This is a genomic window from Pseudoalteromonas sp. P80D2 (assembly GCF_036680945.1).
GTDB classification, from domain to species: domain Bacteria; phylum Pseudomonadota; class Gammaproteobacteria; order Enterobacterales; family Alteromonadaceae; genus Pseudoalteromonas; species Pseudoalteromonas shioyasakiensis.
This window is the reverse complement of the sequence record NZ_JAZDAR010000034.1, coordinates 114,132-127,227: the sequence shown is the minus strand read 5'-3', so window position 1 is coordinate 127,227 and position 13,096 is coordinate 114,132. Positions and strand designations below refer to the sequence as shown.

Sequence of the window (13,096 nt, the reverse complement as noted above, 5' to 3'; positions counted from 1 at the left end):
AGACCCTGAAGTTTTAACAAACAGCGCAAGCGAAGGAAACAGCATGAGCGTTAAACGTATTAGCCAATTTTTTAACCCTAAATCAGTCGCGGTCATTGGCGCCTCAAATTCTCCTAATCGAGCGGGGTTTGTGGTTATGCGCAACCTTTTACAAGGGGGCTTTAAAGGCCCAATCATGCCTGTTAGTTTAAATCACAGCGCTGTACACGGCGTACTAGCCTATCCGAGCATTGCTGCACTTCCAAAAGTACCTGACCTTGCGGTTATTTGTACTAATAAAAACACCTTAATCAACATCATTAACGAGCTTGGGGAGCTTGGCTGTAAACATGCAGTGGTGATTGCGGCGGGCTTAAACGCCGACCAAAAGCACGCATTAAAAAAAGCTGCTGCTGAGGCAAATGTCTCTTTACTTGGGCCTAATTGTTTGGGCTTGCTTATTCCTCACATTGGCTTAAATGCTAGTTTTTCGCACACAGTTGCAAGCCCCGGAAAGCTCGCCTTTGTATCGCAATCAGCGGCGGTTTGCTCAACCATTCTTGATTGGGCGAAAAATAAAGAGATTGGTTTTTCATATTTTGTGTCTGTGGGTGATTGCCTTGATATCGACTTTGATGAGTTACTCGACTTTTTAGGCCGCGATGCAAAAACCAAGGCTATTTTGTTGTATATCGATAATATAGAAGATATTCGTAGCTTTATTTCTGCAGCGCGAGCCGCTGCGTTTAGTAAACCCGTCATTGCCATTAAAACCGGTAAAACCAGTGCCGGAGCCCTTGCTGCAGAAATACACACTGGTGGCAAACAAAGCTCAGATGCGGTCTATGATGCGCTATTCCAGCGAGCGGGTATGCTAAGGGTAAATGACTTACGGGAGCTTTTTGCTGCGACACAAACACTGGCAATGCACCCCAAACTACTTAAAGTCGAACAGCTGACTATTTTAACCAATGGCGGCGGCCCAGGTGTAATGGCGGTTGATACGCTTTTGCAAAGCTCAGGGAAACTGGCAGAGCTTAGCGACGAGACCAGAGCAGCGCTGAATAAAGTGATCCCACAATCAGAAATGACCTCGAATCCGGTGGATATTTTTGGTGACTCAGCGCCAAGACGCTACCAACAAGCGTTAGAAATTTTGCTGCAAGCCAAAGAAGTCAAAAACCTGCTGATCATTCATACCCCTTCTGCGCTTGCACCGAGTGAAGACTATGCTGAGATCATTGTTGAAACCTTAGAAAAAATCCCGAAGATGGCTCGCCCTTATGTTATGACAAACTTTATGGGTGAAGATGCCGCGTATGCTGCGCGAAAGGTCTGCGCTAATAATGCCATTCCGACCTACCGTACACCTGAAGGTGCGGTTGGTGCGTTTATGCACTTGGTAAGTTATCGCCGTAACCAAAAGCATTTAACGCAAACGCCAGAATCAAACACCGATGATGCAAAAATAAATAAAGACGCAGCACGCAATGTCGTAAATGAGTTTTTAGCCGAAGAGCAAAGCTATTTATCAACCCATGAAGCAAGCCAAATACTCACTCATTATGGTATTGATTGTATTCAAACTGAGGTTGCTTACACACCAACAGAAGCCAAAGAACAAGCCATTGAGCTGGGTTTTCCGGTAGCGTTAAAACTAATTAGCCCAAGTATTCCTTCTAAATCAGAAGTCGGTGGTGTGGTCCTTAATTTAAATGATGCGCAAGAAGTTGAGCAAACAGCTTTTGCCATGTTGCTACGAATCAAAAACACCTACCCTGACGCCCATATTGAAGGCTTTTCATTGCAAAAGATGGCGCCGCGAGCAGGTGCTAATGAGCTACGAATCGCTATTAAAACAGAGCCGAACTTTGGCCCAGTGATCTTGCTTGGTGAAGCAGGCACCGGACTTGAATTCGCTCAAGCTGCAGTGGCATTACCGCCACTGAATATGAACTTGGCAAAATACCTGATTGCTGCGGCGCACGATAAAGGCGTACTTAAAGACCGCGTACTACCAGAAAAGGTCGATAAATACCGTTTATGCGCCCTACTCACCCGCATCTCGCAGCTTGTTATCGACCAACCTGACATTACCAGTGTTGAGTTAAACCCTATTTTAGCCAGCAATGGGCAGTTTTTGGTCCTTGATGCGACTATCGGCCTTAGCCGTTATAAAGCAAAAGCGAACCGTAAACGCTTGTGTATTCGCCCCTACCCGATTGAATTGGTTAAAGAAGTAACACTTAAAAACAATACCCAAGCACAGCTAAGACCAATTAAACCGGAAGATGAGCAAGCTCACTTAGAGTTTGATCAATCATTGAGTAAAGAAGACAGATATAAGCGTTTTTTCGGTGAATTACCGCAATTTAACCATGATCAGCTTGCGAAAATGACGCAAATTGATTATGACCGAGAAATGGCGTTTATTGTTAGCCAAGAGCAAAATGGCTCAGCCTGTACATTAGGGGTGTCTCGTGTATTGATGGATCCAGACAAGCTCGATGCTGAGTTTGCAATTGTGGTGCGCTCTGATTGCCAAGGTTTAGGACTTGGCACAATATTAATGAATGCGGCGATAGAGCATTGTAAGAACCAAGGCGTAAAACAAATTGCTGGTATTACCTTGCCAGAAAACACCGGCATGATTGAACTGGCACGAAAACTCGGGTTTAAGATCACCCGCGACTTTGAAGAAGGCAGCATTAATATGGTGCTAAAACTTAACTAAAACTGGATCATTATTTTGCATCGTTTAAGAAATTACACTGCACGAGTTTTTGAAGGTAACGGTAAATATCGACGTATAGGACGCGCTCTCGACGTATTTTTAATGTCGTTGATCATGATTAATGTGGTGGCGATTGTGTTGGAGTCGGTTGGCCCTTTAGCAAAGCAATATCATCACGAATTTTTAATGATTGAGCTGATTTCTGTCGGTATCTTTACCTTAGAATATGTGCTCAGGCTTTGGTGCTGTGTTGATAAAAGCGTGCATAAAGAAAGCCCGTTAACAAATTCAAAAATTCGCATTAAGTATTTCTTTTCGCCCATGGCGCTGATTGATCTGATCGCGATTTTACCTACCATTCTGATGGTCTTTGTGAGTGTTGATTTACGCTTCTTACGAGTGCTTAGGTTAATGCGTATCTTTAAGCTGACACGCTATTCAAGGGCGATGCAGCTATTATTAAACTCGTTCAAAGAAGAAAGCAGTTCACTACTTGCGGCATTTTTTATTATGGCCGTAGTGCTGATCATTGCTTCATGCGGTATTTACTTAATTGAACACGATGTACAGCCAGATAAATTTGGCTCTATCCCTGCTGCAATGTGGTGGGCAATGGTGACATTAACAACTGTTGGTTATGGCGATGTCGTGCCTGTGACTCCCCTTGGTCGCTTATTTGGTGGTGCTATTACACTAGTTAGTATGGGTATGGTGGCTATTCCAACCGGTTTGTTGGCCTCAAGCTTTTCTGAGCAGTTACGTAAACGCAGACAAGTGTTTACCGATGCAGTCCACGAAGCCGTTGAAGATGGGCACTTATCACCTGTTGAAGAGGAACACTTAGAAAACTTACGGTATAAACTGGGTTTAAGTCAGCAAGAGGCGAATAAAGCGATTCATAACGAGCTTAAAAACCGCAATCGCAATCTGTATTGCCGCCACTGTGGTAAACGCCAAGATTAACGAAAAGGGTAAAGCTTTAGCTTTACCCTGAAAACTCATCATCCCATTGGGTATCTAAAAGCGCTTTCACTTCATCACCCGCTACAGGTTTGCTAAACAGGTAACCTTGGAAATACTCACAACCTAAAGAGCGTAAGAACTGCAATTGAGTGCGGTTTTCAACTCCTTCTGCTACACACTCTTTACCCAAACTTTTTGCTAAGGTAAGCGTTGAGTTGATAATCGCTTCATCACCTTTATCGACCCCAATGTCATTAACAAAGCTTTTGTCTATTTTCAGCACATCAACCGGAAAACGTTTCAAGTAGGTCAGTGAGGCATAACCCGTTCCAAAGTCATCCATATAAATACGACAGCCTAGCGCTTTGAGTTTTTCCATACTTTGCTGCGCTTTATCTGAATCATGCATCATCACTGATTCGGTGATCTCAAAGACTAATGCGCTCGCAGGAACCTTAATTGCGCTTATTGATTGATGTATTTTCTCAACCAGATTTTCGCTTTCAAAATCAAGAGCTGAGAGATTAATCGAAATATATAAATCAGAATGCGTGGTACGCCATTGGCGCAGCTCAATCAATGCTCTTGATAGAGTCTGTAGCATAATTTTGGTAATTAGCCCGGAGCTTTCTGCAGCATTTGCAAAGTCTTCTGGTTTATATTCATCATTACTCGGCCAACGTAACAACACTTCAAGCCCCGCCACTTGGCGAGTCTCAGCGCTCACAATTGGCTGATAAAAATTACAAAACTCATGTTCTTGGTAAGCTTTACTTAACTGTGATTCAAGGTGCAAAGTACGCTGCACTTGTAAATTCATTTCTTGCTTATAGAACTGATAACAGCCTTCAACATGACTTTTCGCGTGGTACAGTGCCACATTGGAGGCTTTCAATAAAGCTTTGGTGTCCTTTGCATCATCAGGGTAAACAGCAACACCAACACTCAGGTTCACCTTTACAGCTTGCTGGCTCAGTTCAATATGAGTATCGACACAATCCATCACTTTTGCACATAACAGCAGTAACTCATCAAGCTGTTTAAAATCTTCGGCAAGGATAACAAACTCGTCACCATCGAAACGTGCCACGCTATCTTGTGGGCGCAACACCTGCTTTAAACGCTTAGCAACTCGCTTAATTAACTCATCTGACTCTTCACGACCTAGCGAATCATTAAAGTGCTTAAAGCGCTTAATATTAACGTTTAATAACGCCACTTTTGTTTGATGGTAATCAGCTTGTTCAATAGCGTGAACGACTCGGTCGTTGAACAAGGTTTTATTTGGCAGTCCCGTCAAAGCATCGTAGTTGGCCAGTAGATGCAGCTCGTTTTCAGCCAACTTTTGCGCGCTAATATCAGTAACTATAATCACATAGCTATCAAGTTGGCGATTATTGCCTGCAACCGCACTTATTTTTATTAATACTTGGCGCTTTTCACCGCCAGCAACTTCAACCACATCTTCTGCAGAGAAATGCTCACCCGACTCAAGCTTTTGCATAATGCGTAAGTAATGAATACGGGTAGAGATAGGCATACCAAGTGTGAGCGAGCGACTAGAGCGAGGCTCTGCTGGAAAACCAAAGGCATCTTGGAATGACTTATTGGTAGCGCGAATACGCAGATTTTTATCTAAGATAAACACCCAGTCGCGAGTTTGTTCAAATGCTGCACCAAACAAGCGGGCATTTTCTTCAAATACCAGTTCACGGGTCATATTTGTGTAGGTGCCCGCTACTTTTTCAGGAGCGCTGTCTTGCCACTCAACCACTTTGCCAAAGTCTTTATACCAGCGCCAATTACCATCAGCATGGCGCAGCCTGTAGGTGCAATTGAAATAGCCTTTTTGTGTAGATAAAAACTCTAACCACTCTAACCGGAAAGTTTGTTTATCATGAGGGTGAATCTTTGCTAAATAATCATCTAAATTAACGCTGTCAGTTTCATAACCTAACTCATTTTTAAGACGCGGCTGATAAATAATCGGGCTTTGCGATGACCAATCCCACACTCCAGAATGGCTGCCTTCAAGAGCAAGCTTCAATCGTGCTTCACTCTCTTTACTTTCTTTATGGGCGGCTAACAATATTTGTTGCATACGGTTACGTCTAAATACCCAAGCAGCAACAAACAGTGCAACCAAAATCACATATAAAACAATAAAGTGTGGCGCACGCCAAGGGGGGTATTTCACTTCGATATTTAAAATTGCCGGTGGCGTTAACTCTCCGGTTAATGGATCTTTTGCCCATACCTTAAGGTGGTATTTTCCTGCACTGAGTTTTGGGAAGAGCACTCGGTTGTTATTACGGGTATAAGTTTTTTGACCATCACCCAACTGATATTCATAGATGATACGTTCTTGATAGTTAAATGCCATCGCCGAAAAGGCAACTTCGAGGCCTATATCATCATGCTCAAGGATAACACTGTCGATTGGCTGTTTTAGCTCAGCGGGTAAATCACGAGACATCAAATCAAGGTTGGTAATATTTACGTGATCAATTAAAGCTTGCTGATAGTGGTTATCCATAGGGTAAAAATAGGTAAAGCCTTTTAGCGTACCATAGACAATTTGCCCTGACTCAAGCTTAGTAAATGCACCACTATTAAACTCGGTTGAGAATAACCCTTCTGAGCCAGTAAATTGCTGAAAATGTAAATTATCTGGGTTCAGTCGCCAAAGTCCTTTGTGGCTACTCATCCAGATCATGCCGGCTTCATCAAGCACCATGTCGTATAACAAAGTACCTAACTTATTCTTTTCAAGGTCGATGGTATAAATATGTTCGTAGGTGCTGGCGTCTAAGCCGATTAAGCCAAAGTTTGAAAGCGATAACCACAACACATTGTTGTTATCTATGATGTAAGACATCACATTCACAGCAACATTTTCATGCTGTTCTGGTACTTTATATATCGTCGAGAGCTCGTATGTATCAGGGTCAACTTGATACAGAATACCTGCATTATAAAATAACGGCGCTTTTGGGTTTGACGACAACGCAGGTAAAAATCCGTAGGCTAAAAACGGCTCAAACTCATCAAACTTGCCGCCTAGGCGGGTCACTTTTTGGCTATCGATATTATAAACAAACATGCCGTAATCAGGGTGAACATAGTAAAGATCCCCCGATGGCATCAACAATATGCCATGCACCCAATCATTAATTAAAACTTGGTTCTCGGGGTTTGCGGCTTTGACTGGGGTGGCCTGCCCGGTTTTCGGATCAAAGCTTAAAATACCGCGATTAGTATGCAGCCATAACTTATCTTTGTAGGGCATGATTTGGTAAATACTGAATTCAGTGGTTATAAGGTCAACCTGATAATCTTTTAAAAACACTTCACTTTCGTAGGTTTCTAAATCAACCGCTGTTAAACCATTATGGGTGGCAAGCCAGAGACGATTTTGAAACTCAGTAATACTCCAAATTGAGTGATGAGATAGCCCTTCGCCTGTTAATGAGTTGGCTGTTACATTGATAAAATTGTAATTGTCGTATGACTGATAGAATGCACCATCATTTTTGGTTGCCAGCCACATTCCACCAGAGCGGTCTTTCACAATATCAATAATGCTGGTGTCAGCTAGTGTGTAACCACTTTCCTTTAGGCGCATATTCTTAGCTAACTCACCCGTTTCAAGGTTATATTCAAATAACCCTTTATCAGTGCCAAGCGTAATAGAGTTAGCCTCAGGTATAATCTTCCAAATATTTAATTCACTAATGAGCGTTTTATTTTTAAAGGCGATGTCTGGGGTCTCGAACATGGCTTTTAAATTGCTAATATCAACCTGATAAAGGCCTCTAACAGCCCCCACTAGCAATGTTTGTTCATTGATAATAGCGAACGATTTCACATAATTTTGATAAATATGACTTGGCTCATTTTGCAAATGCTCAAGTTTACGGACTTTTCCTGATGCCAGCTCATACACATAAGCACCATTACTAGTGCCCATAAAAATATAACCTTGGTACGCGAAAAGCTCTCGAATAACGCTGCTTTTTACGCGTTCAGGTATTTCAAAGATAGAGGTGATTTTTTTCGTTTCTAAGTCTAGTTTGGCAAAATCCCAACCTCGCCCTAGCCAAAGTGTTTTGTCATCAACAGCCACCATGCTAAACACCGATTCAATAAAAATTTGCTCTTCAGTTGTTGGTTTCGCAATAAACTGCTGATAAGTATCGGAAGTGGGATCATAGCGGAATAAACCCGCTTGTAGTGAAGCTATCCAGATATAGCCTTGAGGGTCTTGGTAAATACGGTCAATGATGGCATCTTCAAGCTCACCATTAGGGCCTTTGATGTGAACCACCTGATAACCATCGTAGCGATTGAGGCCACCTTCAGTCGATAACCACAAGTAGCCACTGTTATCGATAAGCATGGTGTTTACATAACTTTGCGATAAGCCTTCACTGGTTGATAAACGTTTTACCTGCGAGATAGCGGGATGGCTAAACAAGCCACAGGTCAAAATAAAAAATAACGCTATACTGGAGAAGAACTTAGTCATTGACGTTCCAAATTGCTAACTTGGCACTGTGTCACGCGTAAAGTGCATCGCAACTACGTTTCGATGCGCATATACCTCAAACAACGATTGCAAAGAATTGGGTAATGTTAATGCATAGTTAAACCCATTTTGTAGATAAAAATCAATCAGATTTTGGTACACGAAGGTAAAAACAGTCCCTTTTTGTGCAGCGGTGACAGCCGTAAGTAATTGTGAGGCTATTTTTTGACCCCGCCATACTTCATCAACATAAAGGGTAGACAAAAATAACAGCCCAGCTTGGTTTTGAACTCGGCAAGCGGCAATTATTTCTGTTTCTTTGTAAGCAACCCATACTTGGTCTGCTTTGCTCGCTCGGCCGCGAGCCTTGTGTTTATCATAAAATTTGTTTACTAACGGCGTTTTAATTGGCTCAAGTAAACAAAATCTAAACGCAGCCATGGTTAGCTCATTAGCGAAAGGTAATGCTCAAATTGCTGCTTAAGAAAAGCTTGCTCAGACATAGGCCGATTATTTATTGCATTGTAAACACCTTCGCGGGTGTTCTTACCACGCTTTATTTGATAAGCCCAAAAAGACGCTTCGTAATCCAATTGAATTTGATATTTTTGCTCTCGTGGCAATTTACATAGATTGAAACTCATACTTTCTCAGCAATAAATTTTTGATTTCACAAGTATAACAAAATTAACAGGCTTTAATCCCTTTTATTAGCTTAAAAAGCCTACGGATAAGCTTGATTTTGGAAACACATATCAGTAAATTAACGAGCAATTTATGTACGCAAGGAACGCACGTTGTCGAAGTATCTGAGTCACAGATTTGCCTTATTTTTGCTGTTTTTTTGCTTCTCAAGTAGTGCCAGCACCAATTTACTGATCTTTAATCGCCCCGCCGATACACCACAAGCTCGCTATGTTATTGATTTAATGAAAATGGCATACAAAGAAATTGGCTATGAGATCCATATTATCGACTTTAATCATCAAAATGCCTTGGTTGCCGCGAATCAAGGAGTACTCGATGGGCAACTAGGCCGCATTGCCAATGTTAAAGATGATTACCCTAATTTATTGAAAGTAGACTATCCGCTTTTTGATTTTAATCTAGTGCTACTGAAAAACTGCCGACAATGCCAATATGAAGATCTTAAATCGTTAGCAATTCAGTCAAGCTACCCGGCAGCCCAGAGTTATATCGAAAGTAATCCTTTTGATGGTGATGTGATCAAGGTCAGAAATGTCACTGCGCAGCTTAACTTACTCACGCAAAAACGTGTTGAAGGAACAATATTACTAGAGTTTTTACTGTCGACTAAGCACCCTGGGTTTGATCAAACAGCCTTTCATAAACAGGTTTTAATGCCGATGCAGAGCTTTCATTTTGTTCATAAGCGTCATGCGGCAATAATACCGCAACTGACTAAAGTACTTAAAAAGCTTGATGAAAACGGCACGGTGCAATTTTTAAAATCGAAATACAACCTCAGTAAATTTTAAAAATCAAAACCGCCTTGCTCAGGATTTGTTTGTTGCTGCTCTGCCTGCTGTTTTTTCTGAAGGAAACGTTTATAGCGCTGTTGGCATAAGCTAATGACTTTACGTTTTTCTGCATTGGTAAACTTATTCCAATAAAAGCGCTCATCGCGACTACGGTAGCAACCTTTACAATAGCCTCGGTTATTAACTTGGCATATTCCTTTGCAAGGGCTTGGAATTTCAAATATTTCAATTTGTTGCATCACAAATGCCGGTTAATAAAGAATATTAAAAGTATAGCCTGAAAATTAACCATAAAAAAAGCCACTTTAAAAAGTGGCTTCTTAAACTATCTGTTTCGCTTACTCAACTTCGCTTGTGGCAAGTTCTGCTTTACGGTGAAAAGGCTTAGCATACATAGCTAATACCAAAGGTTTTAGCTCCTCTGGCACTTTTGCTAGTCGCTCGTTAAATGCAGCAGCATCTTTTTCGTCAATCACAGCTTGCGTACAACCACCCGCTATGTAGTTACCAGGGTGTAAGAAAAACGAATCAACAATTTGCTGATCAATAGTTTTTGCCAGCTCTTCAGGCGATTCGCAGCCTGATTCAATTGGCTCGCCGAACGCTAAATGTACATGCCCTTTAGCTGTACTAAAACCTTCAACAATACTAGCAATATCTTCACCTTGCTGTTTCACATACTGACCATGTTGCTGTTTGTGATAAAGCTCTTTCGCTTTAGCAATCGCGCATGGCTCGTATTGATAAGAGATAGACACTGGCACAATTTTTAATTCGCGTACGTATTCAGCAAACTCTTTTTTCTGCTTACGACCTTGTAACTGCAACATTTTAAGTAAGGCTGGATCTGTTTGATCAAATCCGTCTTTTGCCCGGCCTTCTTTTTGCGCTATCCAAATTGAGTGGCCTTCAGCGAGTGAATCATAGATATAAGCAGACAGCTGCGACAGCGCTTTTAACATCTCTTTCGGAGCTTTCGCTGAGCGCTTTACAATAAAGCTTTTGTTTAAACGCATTAACTCAGTGATATAAGGAATTTGCAGTAAGTTATCACCAATTGCGATGCGAACTGTCGGCATGTTGTGCTTGAACAAGCCCCAATTCACCAACGCAGGATCAAGCACGATATCACGGTGATTAGAGATAAATAAGTAAGCTTGTTTTGGGTCTAGTTTATCGATGCCCGAAAACGTTACTTCTGAAGTCGTACGGGTGATTAGTTTATTTAAATAATCAGCCACTTCATGCTGAACTTGCTCAACCGATGCGGTGTTGCCCCACTTTTTACGCAGCTGACTGCGCACTAATGGGCGAGTAATAAATGGGAAGTTCGATAAAAAGCGCGGTAGGTTATACTTAGCGATTACATCTACAAAGGCATTATCAGCAATCAAACGCGCTACTGAATCAGCTACTTCATCATCATTGTAAGGTCTTATGTCGGCGTATTTATCCACACTCTCACTCATTAAAAACTACTTAAGTTAAAAAACGGCACGCAGAGCGTGCCGTTAAAAATAATTGGCGGATTATAACTCAGGCAATTTTAAATGCGAACCGAGACGCGATAGTTAACCAAATTAAATGCCAATTAATGTAGAAAATATATATCTATAACAAATAATTAAGCAATGCTCTTACCAGTTTGCGACGTCTTTTTTAATACCATTTTTAGCAGTAATCTAAGCATTAAAATTGCCAACACAATACCTGCCCCAAGGCTTAACCAATGAGGTAAAACTTCGTGCTCTTCGCCCATCATCGGCGCCACCACAAAACCATATTGCGCCACTAAATAATCGGTTAAAAAGCCAAATGCCAGCGCCGTGCCAATCACTCCTATTAAGTAGGCAAATACCGCACGCTTGCCAAGCTCTTTTCCAACCACACCAAGCGTTGCAATATTAGTTGCCGGCCCTGCCAACATAAACACTAGCACCGCCCCCGGAGAGACACCACTGAGTAATAAGCCTGCCGCTATAGGTGTCGATGCTGTGGCACAGATATACATTGGAATACTGATTAAAATAACCACCAGCATCGCAAGAATGCCATTACCCCATTGGCTTAAATAAGATTCTGGTACATAAGTTTGTACTAAAGCAGCAAAAAATAAACCGATCATTAGCCAAATCATGGTGTCTTCAAGCAGCTTGTTACAACTAAAGCTCACTGCACGTTTCAGTTTGCTAAAACGACTTTCAACGGCTTTAGTTGACTGCTCAGTGCTACAACAGCTTTTCTGCGAAGGTGCTGCTTTTTCAGTTGCGCAACTGTGTTGCGGCTCCTGTGTTGGTTGCGATTCCTTGCTACTACAACAACTTGTTGTTTTAGCAGGCTCAAGTTCTTGAGGTGATTGCTTACTACAACAACTTTGTGCGGGCTTAGTAGATGCCTCTTTGCTACAACAACTCGCTGTAGTCACAGGCTCAGGCTGTTTACTGCTACAACAAGATGTTGATTCTGAGTCTTTTTCATCTGATGCTGTATTTTGATGCTGATGAAGTTCACTGTCTTTCCCCACTAAGACACCGGCCATAATGGCACTGCACACGGCGGCAATAGGACGTATCACCGCCATAAATGGGCCAAGCAACACATAAGATACCGAAACCGAATCGACCCCAGTTTCAGGGGTTGAAACTAAAAATGCTGTGGTAGCACTTTTTGACGCCCCTGCCCTTCTTAAACCAATGGCCGCAGGGATCACACCACATGAACACAATGGCATTGGAGCACCAATAAAGGCTGCTTTAACTGTGGTCCATAACCCTTCTTTGCCTAAATGCCGGTTAAGAAAGTTAGCAGGCAAATACACATTGAGAAGACCTGCTATGAATAAGCCCAGCATTAACCAAGGTGCTGAAAGTAAAAACAGATGCCAAAAATTATTGAGTAAGTCCATCGATATCCTCCAGCGTTGTTAGTATTGAGCAGTTTTCAGCAGGCTCTTCTCCGCCACAACATTTATCTGCCAATAATGAAAGTGAGTCATAAAAGCGAGTAAGCTCTGCAATTCGCTGTGCAACGAGATCACGTTTTTGTATCGTCATCTCTTTAACTTCATGGCAAGAATGCTGATCTTTATGAAACTTAATTTGCAGTAGTTCTTTGATCTCAGCCAGACTAAAGCCAACATTCTTTGCTCTGAGAATAAACGCCATTTGTTTATAGTCATTCTCAGAATAAAAACGATATCCCACGTCTGAACGCGAACTAGGCGTTAACAAACCATGCTTTTCGTAGTACCGTAGCGTATCTGTTGAGACACCCAACTGACGGGCAAACTCACCTATTTTCATCACCGTCTCCATTGTGAAGCGTTTATTTATTATGCTCACTATAAACCTTGGAGTACACCCCAAGGTCAAGCAATAAATTAAAAAAGGA

At 41.9% G+C, this 13,096-nt stretch carries 10 protein-coding genes; 3 read left to right on the top strand and 7 right to left on the bottom strand.

The window, feature by feature from the left end; translation table 11 throughout:
- Nucleotides 1-43: 43 nt before the first annotated feature.
- A complete protein-coding gene (locus VRK28_RS09515; RefSeq protein ID WP_062566190.1) occupies nt 44-2,713 on the top strand; it encodes a bifunctional acetate--CoA ligase family protein/GNAT family N-acetyltransferase in 2,670 nt (889 codons plus the stop codon).
- 9 nt (nt 2,714-2,722) lie between these two features.
- Nucleotides 2,723-3,676: an ion transporter gene (locus tag VRK28_RS09510; RefSeq protein WP_062566139.1), complete on the top strand. Its 954-nt coding sequence runs from the start codon at nt 2,723-2,725 to the stop codon at nt 3,674-3,676.
- 22 nt (nt 3,677-3,698) lie between these two features.
- Here VRK28_RS09510 and VRK28_RS09505 read toward each other — a convergent pair whose 3' ends face one another.
- Genes VRK28_RS09505 through VRK28_RS09495 form a run of 3 tightly spaced genes read right to left on the bottom strand, consistent with a single transcriptional unit; the run spans nt 3,699 to nt 8,848 of the window.
- Nucleotides 3,699-8,204, bottom strand: coding sequence for an EAL domain-containing protein (locus VRK28_RS09505; protein ID WP_332393831.1), 4,506 nt, complete (start codon nt 8,202-8,204; stop codon nt 3,699-3,701).
- A 15-nt stretch (nt 8,205-8,219) separates the two neighbouring features.
- The gene (locus tag VRK28_RS09500; RefSeq protein ID WP_332393830.1) at nt 8,220-8,645 is read right to left on the bottom strand and encodes a GNAT family N-acetyltransferase; all 426 of its coding nucleotides are present in this window, start codon (nt 8,643-8,645) and stop codon (nt 8,220-8,222) included.
- Between the two features lie 2 nt (nt 8,646-8,647).
- A complete protein-coding gene (locus tag VRK28_RS09495; protein ID WP_332393829.1) occupies nt 8,648-8,848 on the bottom strand; it encodes a DUF3283 family protein in 201 nt (66 codons plus the stop codon).
- Nucleotides 8,849-9,001: 153 nt separating this feature from the next.
- Between VRK28_RS09495 and VRK28_RS09490 the strand changes: the two genes are divergently transcribed.
- A complete protein-coding gene (locus VRK28_RS09490; protein ID WP_332393828.1) occupies nt 9,002-9,703 on the top strand; it encodes a hypothetical protein in 702 nt (233 codons plus the stop codon).
- Here VRK28_RS09490 and VRK28_RS09485 read toward each other — a convergent pair.
- The 4 genes from VRK28_RS09485 to zntR all read right to left on the bottom strand — a co-directional run bounded on the left by VRK28_RS09485 (nt 9,700) and on the right by zntR (nt 13,008).
- Nucleotides 9,700-9,945: a DUF1289 domain-containing protein gene (locus VRK28_RS09485; protein WP_055021180.1), complete on the bottom strand. Its 246-nt coding sequence runs from the start codon at nt 9,943-9,945 to the stop codon at nt 9,700-9,702. The genes VRK28_RS09490 and VRK28_RS09485 overlap by 4 nt on opposite strands.
- A 99-nt stretch (nt 9,946-10,044) precedes the next feature.
- Nucleotides 10,045-11,175, bottom strand: a complete 1,131-nt coding sequence (locus tag VRK28_RS09480; RefSeq protein ID WP_332393827.1) for a 1-acyl-sn-glycerol-3-phosphate acyltransferase — start codon at nt 11,173-11,175, stop codon at nt 10,045-10,047.
- A 155-nt stretch (nt 11,176-11,330) separates the two neighbouring features.
- The gene (locus VRK28_RS09475) at nt 11,331-12,611 is read right to left on the bottom strand and encodes an SO_0444 family Cu/Zn efflux transporter (RefSeq protein WP_332393826.1); all 1,281 of its coding nucleotides are present in this window, start codon (nt 12,609-12,611) and stop codon (nt 11,331-11,333) included.
- Nucleotides 12,595-13,008: a Zn(2+)-responsive transcriptional regulator gene (gene zntR / locus VRK28_RS09470; RefSeq protein ID WP_082401639.1), complete on the bottom strand. Its 414-nt coding sequence runs from the start codon at nt 13,006-13,008 to the stop codon at nt 12,595-12,597. The genes VRK28_RS09475 and zntR overlap by 17 nt, the downstream gene beginning before the upstream one ends.
- Nucleotides 13,009-13,096 lie beyond the last annotated feature (88 nt).